The sequence below is a fragment of the Desulfosporosinus sp. Tol-M2 genome (assembly GCF_059735615.1).
The window spans coordinates 1-19,562 of record NZ_JCAIJG010000066.1 but is presented as its reverse complement, the minus strand read 5'-3'; the positions used below and the strand labels follow the sequence as shown (position 1 = coordinate 19,562).

22 protein-coding genes are annotated in these 19,562 nt (G+C 50.4%); all 22 read right to left on the bottom strand.

The genetic code is table 11. The annotated features are described in order from the left end of the window. Nucleotides 1-231: 231 nt before the first annotated feature. Nucleotides 232-1,857, bottom strand: coding sequence for a recombinase family protein (locus AC6I5A_RS04720; protein ID WP_034612359.1), 1,626 nt, complete (start codon nt 1,855-1,857; stop codon nt 232-234). Beyond that, complete coding sequence (locus tag AC6I5A_RS04715) at nt 1,841-3,124, bottom strand: recombinase family protein (protein WP_052167901.1); 1,284 nt, start codon at nt 3,122-3,124, stop codon at nt 1,841-1,843. The genes AC6I5A_RS04720 and AC6I5A_RS04715 overlap by 17 nt, the downstream gene beginning before the upstream one ends. 69 nt (nt 3,125-3,193) lie before the next feature. Further along, the gene (locus tag AC6I5A_RS04710) at nt 3,194-3,361 is read right to left on the bottom strand and encodes an SHOCT domain-containing protein (RefSeq protein WP_497900495.1); all 168 of its coding nucleotides are present in this window, start codon (nt 3,359-3,361) and stop codon (nt 3,194-3,196) included. Beyond that, on the bottom strand, nt 3,358-3,774 hold the full coding sequence (locus AC6I5A_RS04705; protein ID WP_034612356.1) for a hypothetical protein: 417 nt from the start codon (nt 3,772-3,774) through the stop codon (nt 3,358-3,360). Before AC6I5A_RS04705 ends, AC6I5A_RS04710 begins: the two co-directional genes overlap by 4 nt. Before the next feature lie 55 nt (nt 3,775-3,829). Beyond that, nucleotides 3,830-4,486, bottom strand: a complete 657-nt coding sequence (locus tag AC6I5A_RS04700; protein ID WP_497900496.1) for an N-acetylmuramoyl-L-alanine amidase — start codon at nt 4,484-4,486, stop codon at nt 3,830-3,832. Between the two features lie 92 nt (nt 4,487-4,578). Beyond that, nucleotides 4,579-5,970: a hypothetical protein gene (locus tag AC6I5A_RS04695; protein ID WP_034612351.1), complete on the bottom strand. Its 1,392-nt coding sequence runs from the start codon at nt 5,968-5,970 to the stop codon at nt 4,579-4,581. Further along, nucleotides 5,967-6,380 carry a phage holin family protein gene (locus tag AC6I5A_RS04690; protein WP_034612349.1) on the bottom strand — a complete coding sequence of 138 codons (414 nt, stop codon included), beginning with the start codon at nt 6,378-6,380 and terminating at the stop codon, nt 5,967-5,969. The genes AC6I5A_RS04695 and AC6I5A_RS04690 overlap by 4 nt, the downstream gene beginning before the upstream one ends. Nucleotides 6,381-6,459: 79 nt before the next feature. Beyond that, a complete protein-coding gene (locus AC6I5A_RS04685) occupies nt 6,460-8,505 on the bottom strand; it encodes a phage tail protein (protein WP_497900494.1) in 2,046 nt (681 codons plus the stop codon). A 323-nt stretch (nt 8,506-8,828) separates the two neighbouring features. Next, nucleotides 8,829-9,332: a hypothetical protein gene (locus tag AC6I5A_RS04680; RefSeq protein ID WP_034612344.1), complete on the bottom strand. Its 504-nt coding sequence runs from the start codon at nt 9,330-9,332 to the stop codon at nt 8,829-8,831. Between the two features lie 15 nt (nt 9,333-9,347). Beyond that, nucleotides 9,348-11,318 carry a siphovirus ReqiPepy6 Gp37-like family protein gene (locus tag AC6I5A_RS04675; protein WP_034612342.1) on the bottom strand — a complete coding sequence of 657 codons (1,971 nt, stop codon included), beginning with the start codon at nt 11,316-11,318 and terminating at the stop codon, nt 9,348-9,350. 2 nt (nt 11,319-11,320) lie between these two features. Beyond that, the gene (locus AC6I5A_RS04670; protein WP_034612339.1) at nt 11,321-12,172 is read right to left on the bottom strand and encodes a phage tail family protein; all 852 of its coding nucleotides are present in this window, start codon (nt 12,170-12,172) and stop codon (nt 11,321-11,323) included. A 13-nt stretch (nt 12,173-12,185) separates the two neighbouring features. Continuing rightward, on the bottom strand, nt 12,186-14,606 hold the full coding sequence (locus AC6I5A_RS04665; RefSeq protein WP_034612337.1) for a phage tail protein: 2,421 nt from the start codon (nt 14,604-14,606) through the stop codon (nt 12,186-12,188). Nucleotides 14,607-14,620: 14 nt separating this feature from the next. Then, nucleotides 14,621-14,761 (bottom strand): hypothetical protein, encoded by a 141-nt coding sequence (locus AC6I5A_RS04660; RefSeq protein ID WP_497900493.1) that lies wholly within the window; start codon nt 14,759-14,761, stop codon nt 14,621-14,623. A 47-nt stretch (nt 14,762-14,808) separates the two neighbouring features. Then, the gene (locus AC6I5A_RS04655) at nt 14,809-15,195 is read right to left on the bottom strand and encodes a hypothetical protein (protein WP_034612335.1); all 387 of its coding nucleotides are present in this window, start codon (nt 15,193-15,195) and stop codon (nt 14,809-14,811) included. Nucleotides 15,196-15,207: 12 nt separating this feature from the next. After that, nucleotides 15,208-15,798, bottom strand: coding sequence for a major tail protein (locus AC6I5A_RS04650; RefSeq protein ID WP_034612332.1), 591 nt, complete (start codon nt 15,796-15,798; stop codon nt 15,208-15,210). Between the two features lie 3 nt (nt 15,799-15,801). Beyond that, on the bottom strand, nt 15,802-16,143 hold the full coding sequence (locus AC6I5A_RS04645) for a hypothetical protein (protein WP_034612330.1): 342 nt from the start codon (nt 16,141-16,143) through the stop codon (nt 15,802-15,804). Further along, a complete protein-coding gene (locus tag AC6I5A_RS04640) occupies nt 16,140-16,571 on the bottom strand; it encodes an HK97-gp10 family putative phage morphogenesis protein (protein ID WP_034612328.1) in 432 nt (143 codons plus the stop codon). Before AC6I5A_RS04640 ends, AC6I5A_RS04645 begins: the two co-directional genes overlap by 4 nt. Then, entirely contained in the window at nt 16,564-16,896 is a 333-nt protein-coding gene (locus tag AC6I5A_RS04635; protein ID WP_034612325.1) for a head-tail adaptor protein, read from the bottom strand. Before AC6I5A_RS04635 ends, AC6I5A_RS04640 begins: the two co-directional genes overlap by 8 nt. Nucleotide 16,897: 1 nt before the next feature. Continuing rightward, nucleotides 16,898-17,215 (bottom strand): head-tail connector protein, encoded by a 318-nt coding sequence (locus AC6I5A_RS04630; protein WP_034612322.1) that lies wholly within the window; start codon nt 17,213-17,215, stop codon nt 16,898-16,900. A gap of 21 nt (nt 17,216-17,236) precedes the next feature. Then, complete coding sequence (locus tag AC6I5A_RS04625) at nt 17,237-17,590, bottom strand: hypothetical protein (protein WP_034612320.1); 354 nt, start codon at nt 17,588-17,590, stop codon at nt 17,237-17,239. Between the two features lie 12 nt (nt 17,591-17,602). Next, nucleotides 17,603-18,808, bottom strand: coding sequence for a phage major capsid protein (locus tag AC6I5A_RS04620; RefSeq protein WP_034612317.1), 1,206 nt, complete (start codon nt 18,806-18,808; stop codon nt 17,603-17,605). 19 nt (nt 18,809-18,827) lie between these two features. Then, on the bottom strand, nt 18,828-19,532 hold the full coding sequence (locus AC6I5A_RS04615) for a head maturation protease, ClpP-related (protein ID WP_034612361.1): 705 nt from the start codon (nt 19,530-19,532) through the stop codon (nt 18,828-18,830). Nucleotides 19,533-19,562 lie beyond the last annotated feature (30 nt).

Here is a 19,562-nt window from a genome sequence, read left to right as displayed (position 1 = left end):
CAAATCCCCTCGCCTCCACCATTTAACAAGCACAAAGCCGATAGAACGAATTTCCTTTGATATCAAAGGGTTTCGGGCTATCGGCTTTGTTTTTGTGTTCAAATAATTATCGTTCCAAGGTGGTTCGTTCTTGAAATACCCGAAAAAGTGAACCCACTTGAGAACGCTAAGCAAAAAATGAACCCACTTGAGAACGGTAAGAGAAGTTAGCGTTCTCAAGTTTAATTTGGGCTATTTCCCGACTACATCCACGCTGATTTCCGTGCCGTCGCGGAATACGACTGCCACATTCCGTTCGCTGTGAACCGTGTACCTGTCAACCGTTGCTCGAAACAGGGCTTCATCAAATTCGGTCAAAAGCCCGTCCTGTCCTCGCAATTCGTCAAGGAACATATTGAGCCGTTCCCGCCGCACGAGGATGGATTGACGCTTTTCGGAAAGTTCGGTGAGGTGTGTCCGTTTCTCCTCGTACTTGTCGTTGAGTGCACCAAACCGCTGCTCATAGTCATCTTGATTAAGGGTCTGGCGAGAATTTTCTTCCATTGCCGATTTCAAGGCATTGTAGGTGTCCACGCTTTCAGTGTTCAGCTTTTCCATCTGGCGGTCAATGGCAGCGGTGTCGGTCAGTTCCGCAACCACTGTTTCATATTCCGTGAAATAGTCATCTTTAACAGCGAGAATTTGATTGAACGCCGTGATAAAGGCGTACTCCAACTGCTCCTCTGTTAGGTGCGGTGACTGGCATTGCGCCCCACGAGGTTTGCTTGGGTCGCGGTCGCTCCGTTGGTATTTGGCGTTGCATTGCCATACGGTTTTTCGGTATTTGGTGTTTGAACCCCACACTTTTTTGCCGTAAAATGCTCCGCAAGTGCCGCACACCACTCGACTGCCGAAAAGGTTAGTAGTGTTTCGGGAAGTGCCAATTTCACCGTTGCGCCTGACCTCATCCTGAACAAGGTCGAACATCTCACGGCTGATTATGGCGGGATGGCTGTCATCTACCCAGTATTGTGGCAGTTCGCCGTTGTTTTTGAGCATACGGTGGGTAAGGAAACTCTCACAGTATGTCTTCTGACTGCGGTTACATCCTGCATACTTTTCATTGGTTAAAATGGAAAATACCGTTCTTGCTCCCCAGTTTTTCATTCTTCTTGGGGTTGGTATCCTTTGCTGTGTTAGGTATTGGGCGATAGAATTCGCCGTCTGACCGTTGAGGAACAGTTTATAGATAAGACGAACGACCTCGGCTTCTTTTTCTACAATTTTTGGTTCGCCGTCCTCGCCCTTTTCGTAGCCGAGGAAATTGCCGTAGCAAATGGTAACCTTACCGTCTGCCATTCGTTTTCTCTTTCCCCAAGTGACATTCTCCGAAATCGACCTCGATTCTTCCTGTGCCAGCGAGGACATTATAGTCAAGAGTAATTCACCCTTGGCATCGCCGGTGTCTATGTTCTCTTTTTCAAAAAAAACGAAAACGCCGTTATCTTTGAGTTTGCGTATTACCGTCAGGCTATCAACCGTGTTTCGAGCGAACCTCGATACACTCTTGGTCAGGATGAGGTCTATTTTGCCAGCCAGAGCGTCCTCGACCATTTTATTGAAACCGTCGCGCCCCTTGGTCGATGTACCACTGACCGCCTCATCAGAATATGTGAAAACATAATCCCACGCAGGATTCGCCTGAATGTACTTTGTATAATAATCAACCTGTGCTCCGTATGATGTGAGTTGTTCCTCATCGTCAGTGCTGACCCTTGCGTAGGCTGCCACTCGCTTTTTTCGCTGTTCCGTCAGGACAGCTTTCGTCTGACGGTCAAGCGTCGGTGGCAACATTGTTACCCTACTTGCTCTCGCCATTGTCCGCATTCCTCCTTGCTATTTGTTTTTGCCGTGCCGCTTCTCGCTTTTCGGGCGTCCAACTTTCCCGCCGTGAGCGGTCTATCCATTCTCGTTCGGCAGTCCTACCATCTTTCATTATGAATGTTAGGCAGTTCGGAGCGGGAACGATTATCTCTGTAATGTTATCCATACCGCCGAGTTCGTCGGCAAGCCGGGTCAGCACATCTTCGGGTATCTGCTTTGATGTGCCGCAGAATTCCTTGCCAACAGAAAGATAAGTGGCGCAATGCCAGAAGTGCTTGCCGTTGGCGACTTTCCGCTTATAGTGCTTGCCGCAATCTCCACAGGTTATTTTCGATGTGAATAGGGTCGGAAGCCATGTGCCTTCGGATTTGTAAATCGCCGCGCGTTCAGTTCTGACCATCTGTGCCTTTTGGAACGTATCCTCGTCAACGATGGCAGGATGCGTCCCTTCGGCGTAATACTTCGGTAAAATGCCGTCGTTCCTGACCTGACGCTTGGTTAAGTGGTCTGTAGTCATCGTTTTTTGAAGGAGACAGTTTCCCGTCAGCTTTTCGTTCTGCAGAAGTGAACCGATGACCGAAGTGTTCCACCGACCACCGCTGAATGATGGAATGCCTTCGGCGTTGAGCCGTTTAGCGATAATCGACACGCCGTCGCCGCCGATGTATTCAGCGAAAATACGCTGCAGAATTTTTGCTTGTTCCTCGTTGACGGTAATCTCGCCGTGTTTGATCTCATAGCCGTACATCTTGTTGAAACTGACGACCTCGCCGTTTTCAAACTTCTTTCGTATACGCCACTTGCAGTTCTCGCTGACTGATAAACTTTCTTCCTGTGCAAAAGAAGCGAGGACGGTGAGCATTAACTCGCCGTCCCCACTGATACTGTGGATATTCTCGCGTTCGAAATAAATATCGACCCCGAGCAGTTTTAACTCCCTGACTTCCTCAAGGAGAGTGACCGTGTTCCTCGCAAACCGCGATATGGACTTGGTCAGCACCATGTCGACCTTTCCGGATTTACAGTCAGCGAGCAGTCTTTGGAACTCGCCCCTGTTTTCATTTGTGCCTGTGATATCGTCTGCGTATACGCCACAGTATTCCCAGTCGGGGCGGTTTTGTATCAGTTTGCTGTAATAGCTGATTTGTGCCGACAGTGACTGCAACTGAGCTTCCTTAGTCGATGATACTCTGGCGTAAGCCGCCACACGTTTTCGCTTGGGAGCGGGTGCGGAAATTGGCTCGATTTTCGTGATTTTCAAGGTTTGAATCCCTCCTTTCGTCAGTATGCATATTCGCTCTAAAAGCCGATAAAGTCAAGCGTTTACAGGTCATTTCGGAGTTTTCAGCCCACCAATTATAGGTCGATATATGCGCTCATATTTTGTGCATAGCTGCTGGTACTCACGTTCCGAAATCAGCCCCTGTCGTAACAACCGGTCGGCAATATGTTTTCTTCTGCCGTACTCGACCTCACGATTAAATTGCTCCTTCGTCATATCACCACCGCCTTTTCTGATGATGCTTCCGGGAAGCGGTCAGCAGTGTAACAGGCTGTCGAGCAGAATTTCCTCTTTTTGTTCCCGTTGTTGTCGAACTTCTTACCGCAGCGAGCGCAGACGGCGGATGGTTTTCGGTTTGCCTTGTGATAAGCCAATCGGCAGGCATCGGAGCAGAACTTCTTTGTACTTCGGGTCTTTGTAAACGGTTGCCCACATTGTAAGCAGAGGTCTATGTTTTCTTTGCAATCTTTGTTCTTTGTTTCTTCGGAAGCAGTGACGGCTTTGATGGCGTTCCTGCGGCAGAATGATTTGACCGTATCCTTGGAAACCCCGACCTTATCGGCGATTTCCTTGTAACTCAGTCCCTGTCCGCGAAGCGCCTTAATCTGTTCCTTTTGCAGAACCGTCATAATGACACCTCCGTGAAACAAGGACGGCAGGTTGCCCCGCCGCCCTCACTTGTAATTATTCAGTTTTAATAAAAGCATCGGTGAAACCTGCCGCCTTTACCCTTGCGAGCATGGCATCGGCATTGGCTTTGACCGAGTACGCACCGACCTGAACCCGGTAGAGCCTTTTCGGCGTGGCTGGTGTTTCGGGTTTGGGTGGTTCGGTTGCCGCAAGTAGCCTTTTGACTTCGGCACGGAAGGTATCCATCGACTTCCCGAACCTCGAGAACCAGTGACCGGGGTCGGCGTGATTGCTGGCAATACCGCGTCTATGTCCCTCGTAATGCCCGATGATAACGCCATCTGCCATCGGGTCGAGTTTGTACTCCTTGCAGAGGTAGGCGCATAATTCAGTAGCTTCCTTGTAGACAGCATTGAAGTAAGCCGCATCGGTCAAACCGTCCTCGCAGATCTCAAATGAAATATGCGTATCGTTACCGCTGCCCTTGGAACCGCTCCCGCAATGCCACCCACGATGATTCCACGGCAGCGTCTGGTATGTGGCGATTGTTCCGTTGGCCAGCTTGCCGATGAAAGCGTGGACGCAAACCTGTCTACCGCCGGGCTTATCCTGATTCCAATGGTTGTTGTACTGGTTCTTTCCGAGCAACCCGTCATCGGGTCCGACGTAACGGCGGAGGCTTGGATTGTTGGCGCCGGTGGAATGCAACATGATGCCCTTCGGGGTTATAGTTCTGCCCGCCTTGTAGCAGGCGTTGTTTGTAAGTATTAGCTTTCGTAAATTCATTAAAATCCCCTCACAATCTATAAATTTGCAGTAGCAGGTTCGGAAGGATACAGATGATAAGAAAACTTCAGATCACAGTAAGCGGTTGACGATGTGCCATCGCTTCCCATACAGACATACAACCCATAACCTGCAGGGATTCTGGCTTGACGCATTTGAATGTGAATGTGTAGGGATTCAGCTGATGTATTTGAGCCGATAGGCGTACTCCGTGAGATTCTGGTAAAGGTCTCCTCATCAGCGGAGATATAGAAATCCAGTTCTTTCTCACTCGTATCCGATTGACGGCAAAGGGTTAACAGATGGCAATCATAAGCAGTCGTATAAAGCAATCCACCCTGACCACCAATTACCACGCTGCTAATGGGCAAAACTGTGTGCAGAGGTCCACGAACGCTGTTGACACCGCCTGATCCCGAAACATTGCCCGATAGTATATATCTTAGGTAGCTTATCCTGGTAAATGGATTGACAACTGCTGTTGCGGTGGAAGTGAGAGTTATTCCGGATGTCGCGTTTTCCGTTCTTTCCAATATAAACAGGCTCTCACCCGGGGCTACGGTGACATCTCCGATGGAAAACCGTTGGCTCGTCCAATAGGCTGTGCAAATCGGATTCGGATCTGTTCCTGTGCCATAGGCAATGTTCGTTTCATCTTCGATGCCCCTTATGGATTTGGCAATGGTCTTGACTGTATTGCGGAGGGTGTCTTGGATTAACACTTGTACATTGTTTGCGGCAGGGTTGCCCAAAGCCGTAACAAAGGTATACGTTACAGTGCCGATTACTACGTTATTGCCATTCGCTATGCCACTAAATGTGATGGATGCTCTGCGGCTGATCATATCAGGTGCAGAAGCGGTTTCAATTGGATGCAAATGGTTGAGAAGAATTCCTGTCCTCATATTCAGCGTGTCATGCGTTTCATCGAGTAAGTTGTGTGTTGTATTTAGCAGTGCATAATTGTCATTTAGCAGGTTATAAGTGAGATTTAGCATATTGTTTATTTCTTCAATATCCAGTTCGGCCAAGGCAGAGAGTACCTGATTAAGCCATTCCTGAGCGGGTGGCTCCGGTGGCTCGGCTATACCATCTGCAAGGGCCTCTTCAACAATGGTCAGTATTCGGACGCTTTTCCCGACCACATCGCCATAAGTAACCCTTATCTCCAACTGCCCGACGCCGATGAGCAGTGTGTCGGTTGCGCTGGGCGACCATGTAAGGACTTCATCAGCGTAGGTAGTAATCACTGGGTAGGCAATACCATCGGGTCTTTTGTATATTGCATTTAGAGCAGCCCCGGGGTAGGTGTCATCCATTAAATTGGAAGCATCAAACTCAAGGTGGCGAAAGTAATGTTCTCCCCGCCGCCCGATAAATACCGTCGCGGCTTTTGTTAAATCAATCATTTCCCGTCACCATCTTCCCGTCCGTGAAGCTGCTCCAGAGCCGCCTTGAGCTTCTCGGGAATGGGCAGTCCCAGGTGCGCAGCGTTTTCAAGCATGGACACGCCTTCGTTTGAGCAGTAGAAAAAGATGACGGCGGTACGCAGTACCTCTCCGTTTCCGATGAGATAGAGGTCCATGATATGAGCGACGCCCACCATCACAAAAATCAGCACCTTCTTGCAGATTCCCTTAAAACCGACCTCACTGGACAATTTTTTGTCTACAATGGCGCACATGACACCGGTAATGTAGTCAACGACTACGAACACGAGCAACGCGTAGAGAAAGCCGTCAAAGCCACCGAGAAACCACCCGAGAAAGGCACCAACAGCTGCAAAAGCCAACTGTATCCAATTCCAAATCTCTTTCATTAGAAATACCTCCATTTCATGAATTTGTGTATAGAAAAGCGCTCTCGCATAATACGAGAGCACTATGGCTGTATAGTGTCTAAAGCTCCAAGAACAGGTCCTGAATTTGTTGCATCACATCTGCTTTTGGTCGCACAGTTCCAATGGGCAGCCCTGTTATGGGTGGAATATTAAAAGCCGATGAAGGGTCAAAACCATTGACCGCTGCAATGACAGGATCGAGGGCTTTTCGGAGTTCCAAGATGTGGAACGGCCAGTTTTTAACAGTGGTCTTTCCGGCAGCAATTTCTTCACTCCAAGTTGCGGGCGAAAGGTTGTAATAGCTGCGTACTGTGTTTACAGCAATTCGAAACGTCTGGATATGAGTTGCCTTCACATGCGTTTCGTTCGCGGTGATCGTCTCAAATGGTGGTGGTAATACAGTAAAGGTCCGCACAACCTCAGGACTTGATGATTCGATATCACTATCAAGGCAGCGGAGGGTCACGGTATGATTCCCTGCGGTCAACGTTGTTGATTGGTACACTGTTTTTACACCATTGCCTATATAGCCGCTTACGGAAAACATCTCGGGGTTGTCGACACTGTTAATCCAAACACCCGCATCGATTTTAACTTCCACAATCTGCGTCTGACCATCCGGCTCAATGCCTGTTGTAATCATGAAACGCGGGGTGGCATTGTAACTCGAACTGCCAGACACCGGACAGACGATTACCGGGGCAGTCGGCGGGCTGTTTTTCTTTATTGTGCCGCTGACTACATAAGAAGAGACTGCATCCAATGCATCGGTTACGCTGATACGATAGCGGGTATACATTCCGGCTATCTGTGATGCGTTTGCTGTATACGTCCCCGAGGTAGCGCTTGAAACGATGGTAGTCAGAGCCTCATACGCCGACCAGTTTGTCCCGTCCGTTGAAGTTGAACGCTGAATGACATACTGCTTGATAAGGCTGGTTCCGGGTATCGTTCCGCTCCATGTCAAAGTAACAGTAGTGGCTTCGTAAATTGTAGGAGCGGCGGCAAAGGAGGTCGGCGGCGTAGGTAGCGTATTTCTGCGGACAGTGTTGCTGGAGACAGTCCAGTCTGAGTAGAAACTTTCACCAGCTGCACCTCGTGTTCTTACCCGAAACTTGCGGTAATATCCACGCGTTCCTGAAGGACTGACACTCACAATGCTGCTTGTTGCAGAAGTGTTCACCGTGGTCAGTGCTGTCCAAGCGCCCCAGCTGCTGTTATCTGCCGAGTCACTATATTGTAGCTCATAGGATGTGATGGCATTTCCTGCACCATCAGATGCACCACTCCATGAGAGGCTGACGTTTCCTTCAGCTAAAGCTGCACTTACTGAGCAGGTCGTCGGTGCCCCACAAGCTGTGATATTACAATAGATACTGTTACTGACCTTCTCTATTGAGTAGACATCAAATGTATCGATAGTCCAAATGCCAAATTGGGTATATGTTCCCGGAACTCTTGATACATTAGGTTCGTAACTGCCGCCGCTGGCCGACAGTATCAGCGTGGTCAGAACGTTCCATGAACTCCATGTGCTGTTATCCGTGGATGTACGGCTGGCAATCTGGTATCCCTTTACCGGGCTGGTACCGCCTGACGCTCCGCTCCAAATCAGCGTAATGGTCTCGTCGCTATATGCTGCGGGAGATGCAACGGCCGTCGTTGCTGGCTTCGGTGCTGTATTTCTTCGGACAGAGTTCGTTGATACTTTCCATCCGGAATAATAGCTTGCTCCTGCTGCGCCGCGTGTCCGTACTTGAAATCTCCGGTAATCGCCTCTTGTGGACGGCGGCGATGTAGCCACGCTACCGCTGGTGGCTGTGGTTGAAACCGTAGCCAGCGGCATCCATGCTCCCCATGTGAAGTTATCAGAGGAATCGCTATACTGAATCTCATAACTGGAAATCGTGTTATTGATGCCGCCGGATGCCCCGCTCCATGAAAGGGTAATCCCGCCTTCAGAGAGTGTGGGACTGACCGAACAAGAAGTCGGTGCTCCGCAGGCTGTGGTAAGAAGCGCCGAACTTAACACCGTGTAGCTTGAATTGTCAATTACACCGGAAGAAAGCGTTAGCCTCCCGTCCGACACCACCTGAAAGCGCACGCCCTGCTCAGTGTTCCCGGTAGTGGAAGTACAGGTGACCGAAACATATCTGAGCCTCGGTGTGGTCCCGTCCCAGTCGTCGCCATCCACCGCCTTAATACGTACCTGCGAGGAAGAACCATTTACGGTCATGGTACAAAGCAGGGCATAGCCGCTGTGGATGAAAGAGCCTGATGAACCTAATGCAGCGGATATGGTGAAGTTGTAGGTCATCTGGCTATTGTTCGGTCGGCTCTTAGAATAGGTAATGGTGTAATGAACGGTCGGGCCTGAGCCCGCCTGCAAAGATACGCCGTTAATATCCGCCACTGTCGTTCACCTCCTTATTCATAGACAGCCGTCACAAGAGAATTAACCAGCCCGCAAAGGCTCGTATTCAGCCGGGTATCAGTGATGTTATTTGCGACTATTGATGTGGCGGCCGTTGGTATAAGCACATCTGCAATTCCGAGTTCATAGATATCGCTTGTTCTTGTCAATGCCGGAGCCACAGGCGTTGCAGCGGGGGTTCCGTCAACAACGGCAATCTGAATGCTTCGGCTGATCTGACTTAAGCGAACCACAATCCGGTCAATGCGGGGATTGCTTCCATTTGCCGTTGTCAGTGGCATATTTAAGTTATCCGTATTCTCATAACGGTATCCGTTAATCCACGCGCTTCCTGCTGCCACATTCACAGCCACGCCGATCGCTGGCGACACCTGTAGGTTTGTCGCTGTCATATAAAATACTCCATTGGAGACAAGACTTCCGAAATATGCTGCAAAGTCAATTGCGTCATAGACTCTGTCTCCGTCCGAGGAGTTGAAAAATCCGCTTTTCTCCATATTCATTTCCTCCCGTTAAGCTCTCGCGTAAGAGCAAGATATCATATAAAAACCCACAGGTAGCGTGGAAGAAGCAGCGTTCGACACCACACCGCTCGCGTTAATCGTAATCGGCATATTGGTACCACTGCCACCCACTGCAGTCGCCACAGAGCGTACAGTCGAGTATGGGTAAAAGTTTGCATTTGTTATCGTTAGAATCGTACCGCCGGAGGCGACTCCCGAAGCACCAACGTTTACCTGCATTCCTATTGAAACGACGCCCTTATTCACAAATGACATATTCATGCCTACAGTGACGCCGCTTCCAAGCGAGTATGTGAGTGAGGTATTGGCTTCCTGTGCAACCTTCGCGGTAGTGATAGCACCATCTGCGATCCTCGTCCCTGATACCGGCGCGTTATAGACATTGTTAATACTGGCCGCAAAGGTGCTTCCACGAACTGCAGCGATTATGTCTGTTAGAGCACCAAGCGGGAAGCTTAGCCAGTTCGCCTGCCCGGACGGGTTGTTGAATACGAAAACAGAAATTACATAGAACGTCATAGTATTACGGGATATAAAGAAGCCCATGGCCCTTTGATAACCGTTACCTGTGTTGTCCCCGCTGTGCTTTATCAGAAAGACATGCCCGTCGTCACTTGGCTGGTCACTGAATTTGCTGCCACTCCACGAGGTGAAGTAAAACGAATCCCCTGGAACCATGTTATGCAGAGCGTATTGACCGATGGATATAGCACCTGCGCCTACGGTTATTTCAAGCGCAGGAAGTTTTCCAAACAGATTGTTAATGGTATCTGCTACGTTGTCTCCCTGTATTTCCGGGTCTACTTCCGTCAAGTCACCCAAGGTTTCCTCTACAGTACCCAGCGTTCCTTCCACGACACCCAAGGCTTCCGCCACTTCGGATATGCCGGTCGGTGCTGATAGCGCAGTTTTGACCTCGCTCATATCGGACCGGATTCTTTGCGCTATTGTTAGTTCAGCCTTCCCGAACACTACGCTGATGCTCTGACCGTCAGCATCATAGGTTTCTTCAACCTCAGTGATTCGTGTAGTCATGGATACGCCCCATGCTTTGGAGATGACTTTGACGGTCTGTCCAAGGTCGAAGTCTATCTTGTATGTCAGGTTGCCGTGAGGGTTGACCGATGTGTCGAATGAATATCGTATTGCCTGCTCATTTAGCTTGCTCTGACCTCTAAAAGTCAGAGTCTCGATGTAGTCTGTTCCGAAGTCTTCAGCCCGTAGGTCTTTGGCATCTACAAAGATTTCACGGCGGATCTCCCCGGTACCGCTTGTAATGGCAACGAATGTGCGGCTTTCACCTTCACCCTCGCCGCCGATGAGTGCAGTATTGGCGTAATCCGCCGCGCTTTCTGTGTATATCTGTTCAGTCAGATTCTCGTACTCCTTGGAGAACACCGCTTGTGAGTTGGTCCCGTTATACAGCTTCACTGTAAAGATGCCTGTAGCAGGAGTGAACACGGTCTTAATACCTATATCCGAAGCGACACATAGATCCGTCGCTGCATCCATCAGATTCCGATATGAAATCTGGGTACTAACGGGTATGCTCAAGTTCGGAGACGAGAAAGATATCCCGGTTATTTGCCGGGCTGTGTCGGTAGGGCTGATGAGATTATTATTTATAAGCTGCTCCATACAGGTTGAAAGGTCGCCGGACAACTTCTCTGGTCCCCACACAATACGACGGGAGAGAAAGGAAGTGGCAAAGCGACCGCTCGCCGTGATGATTTCCCGCTCGGTCTGAGACAATTCCAGATGCTCAATGATCCCAGCCTCTTCATCATCGTTCTTCCAAAGGATGTTGCCCTCTTTTAAGAGCGCATTGTTCTCCGGTGTTACGATGGCTTTTAGCTCAAATGAACCACACTGGGAGTAACGCCGCGTCCAGCGCAGGTACTCGAAAGACTCCACGATACCCGCAAGCTCACGATTTGGATTGTAGATATATAGTTCCATATTCACACCCCCAAAAACTGCGGCCGGTAGTAAATGCTGACTTCCAGCAGTTCCATATTGACCGAAGCGTCATAGCGCAAGGTGTTAATACCTGCGGCAAGCTGGAAAAATACCGATTCGGTGTCCAGCAAGGAGAAAGCATTTGTTACCACTGTTCCGTTGACGCTGACTACACGCTTACCAGCGAAATGGGTATATACCCGAAGCTCATCCCCGGCGCTCATTGTAGTGAGAAGCCGGATGTATTCGCCGGTGTCAATGTTTAAGAGTTCCGGATTCGTCACCGTTCCCAGTGCTTGGAACACGATCTCGCAGCCGCAGGAAACATCGCCGATGTTGTCTACCGTGATAATCTGGCTGGGCTGGCGCATTCCAAACTCCATGCCGCTTTCAGGTATTTCCAGTTCAAACTCGAACAGCGGTATCCAAGATGCCAGCTCCTCACGCACTTCATCCAGCGTCTCGAAGAAGGGAGAGGGGCAAAGGAGACTGACAAAAAAGTTCGGTATCCGTTGCCTGGTGGAAACGGTAAACCCCGCTTCCTCTACAACACAGGCAATTTGCCGCTCACGATATAGGAGCGTCCCGCGCAGCTTCGGGCTGAATATCTGGAGGAATCGTTGCCTGCGTGCATAGGCATCATCAGGTGTATCTGCTATGACCGTACCCTCAAGTATGATATTTCGCATATCCAGCGTGGAGGATATATAAAAAGCACCGTCTTGATCCGGTGCCTTGAAGGTGTTGACGGTCTGGCGTATGTTGCCTGTGCCGTCTATCTTAGTAAGAAAGTACGGGCGGCTTTGTTTGAGCGTAATACTCTCGCCGCCCGCATTTAAGTATGTCAGTTCCATAGCCAGACCTCCTTTAATATTCAAGTGCCAGCTTGCGGGACAGGTTCTTAAACTCCCGTGCCAGTTCTTTTTCAGACAGAGCCTTAGGTGTCACCACCGAGAGATTTTGCGTGATGCTCGTGCCGTTGGTGCTGCCTTGCCCGGATAAACCCCTGTAATTCAAATCGAAGTTGGTAGGTACCGAATTTTGCATATCCCTTGAAACTGCTGCCATTGCATCTTCAAAGCCCACACCGATGCCTTCGCCCATGTTTTTGCCAAGTCCGGCAAACAGAGTGGAGGGAGAACTGATGCCGAAGAAGTTTTTAATCTTCGATACCACATTTCCGAAGAAGCCGGAGATTTTATTCCACAGCCACGCGCCCGCGTCCGATATACCCTGCCACAGTCCCTTGATGAGGTTGCCACCGACCTGTGCCATCTGTCCGATGTATCCGGTAAATGCCTTGACCAGTCCTGAGATAATCTGCGGAACAGCCTTAACAACCTCCACGATTATCCTTGGCAGGTTTGCAATAAGTGCCACAAACAGCTGAACACCGGCCAGAATGATCTTATCGATATTACCTACAATAGCGTTTACCAGTGAGGTTATGATCTTCGGAATGGCGGCTACAACAGTAGTAATAATCTGAGGAAGTGCTTGAATTAGCGATATCAGAAGTCGGATGCCTGCGTCAATAATCAACGGAATCGACCCAATGACTGCATTTATTATACTGTCGATGATTTGCGGGATTGCTTCCACAACTGCCGTAATGATGGTAGGCAATGCTGTCACCAGTGAGGTCAGCAACTGAATACCCGCATCGATAATCTCTGGAATGGATTCAATTAGAAAATCCACCACTGCCTCTATGATGGCAGGCAAGGCAGAAACAAGCTGAGGTATTGCATCAACCAATCCCTGTGCTAACCCTATAATCAACTGCAAAGCCGCATCCAGTAGCATTGGTAGATTCTCAATCAAACCCTGGACAATCTTCGTTACCGCTGCAACCGCTGCGGGTATGAGTTGTGGTAAAGCTATGCCGATACCCTCCACAAGTGCTGTGACCAGTTCTATCGCCGCATTTATAAGCAATGGAAGATTATCAATCAAAGCCCCGACAATTGTCATTAGAGCACTAACCGCCGCCGGGATAAGTTCAGGTAAGAGGTTCAAAATCGTCTCCAATACCTGCGTGAATATACTTGTGACGGTTTCCAGAAGTATCGGTAGCAGGTCGGCAACCGCCTGCAGGATTGCCCCTGTTGCTGTCGGCAATGCCGCCACGATATTTTCAAGCACCGGTACAATGTTTTCCACCACTGCCTGGAAAGCATCCACAAGATTCTCCGTGAGATTTGTCATGTCGGCATTGGCATTGCCAAGTCCGGCTGTAAAAGAGCCAAGAGCAGCTTGTAACAATCCAATGGAACCGGTAATTGTCTGGGTTGATTCACGGGCGAAGTTCCCGGCGTACTGTTCAGTGTTCTCGAAAAACATCTGCATTGCAATTTCGGCTTTTTCCGCCTGTGTTGCGGTATTCCAAGTGAAATCCAGACCCTTGGCGAGAGCATAGGCTTGGATGTTTGTGGCGTTCATCGCAACACCGAGGTTATCCATCATGGTGAAATTGCCCTTTGCCGCACCTGTGACAGCATCCATGGCCATAGACATATCAATACCCATGACGGATGCCATGTCCGCCGCCCGCTGCATGGCTTTTTCGGTCAGCTCAAGACTTTTCTGTTGCTGTATACCAGAGCCTTGAAACAACGCACCCATTTTGTTGGCGGTCGAGAGATAATCACTTTGTGAAACACCGAGGTTCTTGTAGGCTTCCTCACCGGTTTTCTGAATCGATGCAGCGTATGCACCGAAAACAGCCTCCGAGCCGCCAAGGTTCTGCTCCAATTCTCCGAACTGTTGAACAACCTCTTTGCCCAGCTTGATTGCGGCAGCTCCGGCGGCAACGGCAACAGCGCCCATCGCCACACCAATGCCCTTGAGTACGCCGCCGAGTTTTTCAAACCTGCCACTGGCTTCGTCGGCACTTTTACCTGAATCGTCCAATTCATCGCCGAGATTATCTGCTTCGACCGTGGACTGCTCCAATTCACGCTCCATACCGTTGAGTTCAGCTTGTGCCTTGTTCAGCTGAATCTGCCAGTTCTGAGTTCGGCGGTCGTTTTCGCCAAAGGACTCGGAGGCGTTTTGCAGAGCAGCACGAAGGGTTTCAATTTTGTTTTTCTGTGCATCGATTTCCTTATTCAAAGTTGCGTTACGGGCGGTGACCGCCTGCACGGACTTATCGTTTTTATCAAACTGGCTGGTCACAAGGGTCATTTCAGAACCGAGAACCTTAAAAGACTGGTTGATGTCGGAAAGAGCTTTCTTAAATTCGCGCTCGCCCTCAATGCCTATTTTTAAGCCAAAATTGTCCGCCATGCCTCCACCTCCTCCTATATGCCCAGCGGGATAATATCGTCGATCGTCCGGGTTTTCTTAGGCTTTTCAATACCGTGCCATTGCTTATGGCAGGCCCATAAATCAAAAAACAGTCCGATGGGCATGAGCCAGAATTCCTCCGCATCCATGCCCATCTGAACTGTTCCATAGTAAAGAAGCCGGGTAAAGACTTCAGCGTCCGTTACCCGACTTCCACGTTTTTTGGAGTTTCTTCCTCGCTTTCCACGTCGCGCTTTGTACCCTTGAACATTGCTTCAGTGATTGCGTTTTTATATGCCGCCAAGTCAAGCGGGGAGGTAAGAAGTTCCACTTCCTCCTCGGTAAGCAAATCCTCAGGCGCGTTCTTATTCTTAAGGTTTCGAATTAAGATTGACTGGTTTGCCAGCAGCGTGATTAGCCAAACGATCTCATCCAGTGCCATCTCGAAGTTCTCGGATTTCATCAACTTTTCGCCGAGGTTTTCAAGCCCGCCATATCGACCGGCAATCGCTTTTGTCGCACGTGTGGTCAGAACCAGTTCATATTCTTTGCCGCCGATGTTGATTGCGGCGCTTCTCTCATTATCCATTTTGCATCCTCCTTATGGTTCCGGCGTGTATACCGGCTCGTAAACCTCAGTAAACCAACCGGTGATGGTGCCCGATGAAACACCTGCGTCACCTTCGGTAACCTCCGCTTTCCAAGGGTGCTTGCCCATGCCGTCCAGCTTGTTCCGGCGCATGACCGTTCCCTCGATGGTGGGAGTAGAGAAGGTGATGGAATCCGCCTTTGTCTGCAGATTCGTTGCGGGCAGGCCGAACTTCACGCGATAAAGCCAGAAATAGCGGTAGGTGCCGTTGGCCTTTTGAGCACGGAAGCCTACTGCAACAGGGGTACCCACATTCTCGCTTGCGGAGATCAGCACGCCGTTGTCATCGGTGGATGCACCGGTTAGGTCAGCTGCGACTGTCGGACCGATGTCGTCCATGCCGAGGGTGAGTGTACCGCTGTTGAAGTCTTTTACAACTTCTGCGGCACCGTCGTCCGCATATAGAATTGCTTCAACCAGTTCCACCGAAAGCTCGGCGGTAATAGCTTTGGCGAGCACCGAAGGTGTGGCGTAGGTTTCTTCGCCATTGGAATCCTCGGTTATCTTTGAATAGTACAGTCTGTCAAGGCCGATAGTTGCCATGTTTTATTCCTCCATTCCATAGTTTTTTGCCACATCAATGGCGTAATGGTGATATCCGGTATCGTCCTCGTGTCCGATGTACCGGCGTTCGGTCACAGTGAAATCTACATTCAGCAGAGCCGTGGTGATCTGCCTTTTCCGCTGCTGGTAATTACCTTTTGAGAACAGTGATATCCGCACTTCCTGCACATCAAAGCCGGGGCGGTTATCAGCATGAACTTCGAATATGTCCGTCAGAGGGATAAAGACCAGATATTCGTCAGGCGGCACACCGCTGAACACGCCGGTTTCGATAGGAATACCCAGCGGTTCCAGGACTGCGTTCAAATCCGAAAGTAGACTCATATCTTATTTACCTCCTCCTCCAGCTTTGATTTCATCGCTTCGATGCACGGCTTTCTACTGGTAGTTCTCGCTGGCTTTAAGAATGGTTTTGCCGGTTGCCCCGATTTTCCGTATTCGATGATATTGGCTATCTTTGCATTGCTGCTCCCGTCACGACGCGGTTCGGAAAACCCGACTTTAACGTTGTGGTTGCCATCCCTGTCCTGCAGAGCGGGTGAAAGCCCCAATGCCGCCACAAGCTGGCCGGTGGAACGCGAAGGATACTTTGTGTCACGACCAATCGCTGAATTCAGATTGGATTTTACTTTATCAAGCACAACCTCGCCGCCAGCTTTAAGCACACGAGGGACGATTTCATCCGTTTTATCATTCAGCCGTGAAACCTTCAGGAGGAAGTCCTCCGGCATTTTCATAGTTACTTTAGCCACTGGGCTTCACCTCCTTAGCCAGCACTTCGATGTACATTCCACGACCTTTGACATCCTCTACCGAGGTAATTTCAAATCGTCCGTCTTCACAAGCAATAAGCATTGTGGTTGTAACAGTGACACCGGGAATAGAGCGGAAACGGAAAAGGTCGGTGGCTTCCGAGAATGCGGCTCTGTTCGCCCATATTTCGGTGCCGTGCCGACCTTCCCGATACGCTCTGACTGATGCGATAACCTCATCGCTTTCTACGGAAAAGCCCTCGGAATCCTTAACGGTCACTTTTCGTATGAGGTCAATAAATGTGTTCATTTTTCCAAAACTCATGTCACACCTTCCAATCCCGATCGAGGCGGAGCAGCAGATTTATCGTATTCCAAACCTCCTGACCTGCCTGCACGCTATCGGCAAAGAAACCAGCCGTCGAGCCATCTCTGCTTTCATAGAAATGACTCGACAGCATGATTATTGCTTGTTCCGTGGTGGGTAGCATATTGTTTTCCGTGTAATAGCCTTCGGAGACATGCTGGTAACTCTCCGCGTAGGAGACGGCGGCTTTGATGTAATGCAGCAGAAGGCCATCATCCGCATCATGCGCCAAGATCAGGTTCGCTTTTACTTTAGGGAGAAGATTATCTGTTGTCATACCGACCGCCTCCTTAGCCGATTATTCGTCTGCCGCCATCAAACCCGCCGCTTTTAGCTTGGCAAGTAGGGCATTAAAATCCGTGACAAGCGTGGCTGTGTCCTCAGCTATACTGTCAGCTTGATTCGCAGCCGGGGTAATAGCTTCTGGATATGTGGGGACATACAGCGTGCCATCCTCACCAATGGCAACAGAGACAGTGTCGGTTTCGGCTTTCGCGGCAGCCTTTACGCCGCCAAGGGTGGTGTCGGTAGCGGGTAAAAGTGGGTCGGCGGAGAGCCCCGTTACCGAGGCTCCCGGTAGGATTTCCAGCGTGCCGCCGATGACGGTTTTCTCGCCGCCCTGTTCGGTGTAGTTCTTTGTGTTGTAGCTCATAATGCACCTCCGTTAAGCCTTCTGCTGGAGAACCTTGATAGCCTCCGGCAGAATCAGCTTGCCGTCCACACGCTGGGTGGCAACGAAGCCCACCTGTCCAGTGACAGCGAAGAGTTCATTGAGCCGCTTAAACACGCGCCCCTGACGGTCGGCTACCCAGTAATAGCTGAAGTCACCGAACACGATAGTCTTGGCGGCCGCAGCGATGGTGGGCACATACGCAGAGGTGTGAACAGGGCGGTTCAGGATGGTGTCAGGCGTGCCCGCCTGCAGGGAGGGCTGCCACAGATACTGGCCCTGTCCGTCCTTCAGCTTGCGGATGGCCTTTACGGTAGCATCGTTCATAACAAACACCGCCTTGTTGCGGTAAGGTGCCTTCAGCGAGTAAAACAAATCGAGCACCTCGTCCATTGTGACGGCGGTAGCTCCTGCCGTAGTTACGCCAAGCTGGGCGCCGCCTGTTGCGGCAAGGATGCCGGTGGGCTTGCCGGAGCCGTCTCCGGTGAAGAAGGACTCCTCCTCCTTGTTGCCGATACGCCTTGCGAACTCTCTGGAGATGTAGGTTTCGAGATTGAACACGCTGTCGTTGAGCAATTCCTCGGAAACCTTAATCAGAGTTCCCAACTTGTAGGCGCCGATGGACACCTGCCCAAAACTGTCGTCGCTGTCAGTGATGGCACCTTCTTCATCGATCCACGAAGCCGTGCCCTTGGAAGCTACGACTGGAATTTTTCTGTCTCCGGAAGAGGTGGTGATGACATTGGCCAGCGTACGGAAAATGTTCTCCTCCTCAAGGGCGTCCACGAGGGTGCGCTCGAATTCATCGGGTACGAGGTAGCCTCCTTCAGAGTCGGTGCCAACCTGCAAAGCGTTTTTTACGCCTGTATCCAGTCCTTCATTACCACGGGTGCGCATGGCGTTCCAGAACGCCTTTTTGTAATCATCCGAAGCCCTGCCGGTCTTGGCTTCGGCGGACTTAGTTGGCGCACCTAAAATGGGAGAGGAGGTAGGCTTGCTCATCTCAAGGTCATAAGCCGACTGGCGTTCCAGACGCTCTATTTCCTTGCCGAGTGCAACCATGTCGGCTTCCATCTTGTCATACTCTGCGGCAGCTTCAGCGGGAACAAACCCGTCCGCGCCGCGCTTCTGGTCGAGGAATTCCTTGGCGGTGTTCCAGATTTTGTTGCGCTTTTCGCGCAGTTCAAGAATTTTACTCATTGTCTTTACCTCCATAAAATTAGTGGATAATCAAATTGAGCCGCTTTTCGAGCAACTCAGCGTGTACGCCTTGCGGCGCAGGTTCGGGTAATGCTTTCGGCTTGACCTTATCAAGCAGGGAATTAGTTACCGCCCTGCGGCTGAACGCATAAGTCGGAGTGGCTTGCTGCCGTTTGCTGTCCTCCAGTACGCCGTCTGCGAAGCCCAGTTCCATAGCCTTGTTTGCATTCATCCATGTTTCGGAGTCCATCCAGTGGGAGATTTTCACGCGGCTTTGGTTCGTCTTGATTTGGTAGGCGTTGATGATGCTCTCCTTGACCTCGGCGAGCATATCCATCGCTTTTTGCATTTCTTCGCTGTCGCCGATGGCAACGGTTAGCGGATTATGCACCATCATTAGTGCGGTGGGAGCCATGAGAACTTTTGTCCCTGCCATCGCCACAACGCTTGCCGCCGAAGCCGCAATGCCGTCAATCTTGACCGTGACGTTGTGCGGGTAGTCCATCAGCATGGCGTAGATTTGGCTTGCCGCAATGCAGTCGCCGCCGGGCGAATTGAGCCAGATGGTGATGTCGCCCTTGTCGGCGAACAGTTCCGACTTGAACATCGCCGGAGTGATTTCGTCGCCCCACCATGTGTCCTCGGAAATGACCCCGTCGAGGTAGAGGGTGCGTTCGCCTGTGGTTTCATCCCGCACCCAGTTCCAGAATTTCTTTACTTTCATGAAGTGTCCTCCGTTTCTTTTGGTTTGTAC

What these genes read in the sequence shown, in the direction of transcription:
- AC6I5A_RS04720 (WP_034612359.1), bottom strand. Translation starts at nt 1,857, where the DNA reads ATGGCGAGAGCAAGTAGGGTAACAATGTTGCCACCGACGCTTGACCGT.
- AC6I5A_RS04710 (WP_497900495.1), bottom strand. Translation starts at nt 3,361, where the DNA reads ATGACGAAGGAGCAATTTAATCGTGAGGTCGAGTACGGCAGAAGAAAA.
- AC6I5A_RS04705 (WP_034612356.1), bottom strand. Translation starts at nt 3,774, where the DNA reads ATGACGGTTCTGCAAAAGGAACAGATTAAGGCGCTTCGCGGACAGGGA.
- AC6I5A_RS04700 (WP_497900496.1), bottom strand. Translation starts at nt 4,486, where the DNA reads ATGTTGCATTCCACCGGCGCCAACAATCCAAGCCTCCGCCGTTACGTC.
- AC6I5A_RS04695 (WP_034612351.1), bottom strand. Translation starts at nt 5,970, where the DNA reads ATGATTGATTTAACAAAAGCCGCGACGGTATTTATCGGGCGGCGGGGA.
- AC6I5A_RS04690 (WP_034612349.1), bottom strand. Translation starts at nt 6,380, where the DNA reads ATGAAAGAGATTTGGAATTGGATACAGTTGGCTTTTGCAGCTGTTGGT.
- AC6I5A_RS04680 (WP_034612344.1), bottom strand. Translation starts at nt 9,332, where the DNA reads ATGGAGAAAAGCGGATTTTTCAACTCCTCGGACGGAGACAGAGTCTAT.
- AC6I5A_RS04675 (WP_034612342.1), bottom strand. Translation starts at nt 11,318, where the DNA reads ATGGAACTATATATCTACAATCCAAATCGTGAGCTTGCGGGTATCGTG.
- AC6I5A_RS04670 (WP_034612339.1), bottom strand. Translation starts at nt 12,172, where the DNA reads ATGGAACTGACATACTTAAATGCGGGCGGCGAGAGTATTACGCTCAAA.
- AC6I5A_RS04665 (WP_034612337.1), bottom strand. Translation starts at nt 14,606, where the DNA reads ATGGCGGACAATTTTGGCTTAAAAATAGGCATTGAGGGCGAGCGCGAA.
- AC6I5A_RS04660 (WP_497900493.1), bottom strand. Translation starts at nt 14,761, where the DNA reads ATGGGCATGGATGCGGAGGAATTCTGGCTCATGCCCATCGGACTGTTT.
- AC6I5A_RS04655 (WP_034612335.1), bottom strand. Translation starts at nt 15,195, where the DNA reads ATGGATAATGAGAGAAGCGCCGCAATCAACATCGGCGGCAAAGAATAT.
- AC6I5A_RS04650 (WP_034612332.1), bottom strand. Translation starts at nt 15,798, where the DNA reads ATGGCAACTATCGGCCTTGACAGACTGTACTATTCAAAGATAACCGAG.
- AC6I5A_RS04645 (WP_034612330.1), bottom strand. Translation starts at nt 16,143, where the DNA reads ATGAGTCTACTTTCGGATTTGAACGCAGTCCTGGAACCGCTGGGTATT.
- AC6I5A_RS04635 (WP_034612325.1), bottom strand. Translation starts at nt 16,896, where the DNA reads ATGAGTTTTGGAAAAATGAACACATTTATTGACCTCATACGAAAAGTG.
- AC6I5A_RS04630 (WP_034612322.1), bottom strand. Translation starts at nt 17,215, where the DNA reads ATGACAACAGATAATCTTCTCCCTAAAGTAAAAGCGAACCTGATCTTG.
- AC6I5A_RS04625 (WP_034612320.1), bottom strand. Translation starts at nt 17,590, where the DNA reads ATGAGCTACAACACAAAGAACTACACCGAACAGGGCGGCGAGAAAACC.
- AC6I5A_RS04620 (WP_034612317.1), bottom strand. Translation starts at nt 18,808, where the DNA reads ATGAGTAAAATTCTTGAACTGCGCGAAAAGCGCAACAAAATCTGGAAC.
- AC6I5A_RS04615 (WP_034612361.1), bottom strand. Translation starts at nt 19,532, where the DNA reads ATGAAAGTAAAGAAATTCTGGAACTGGGTGCGGGATGAAACCACAGGC.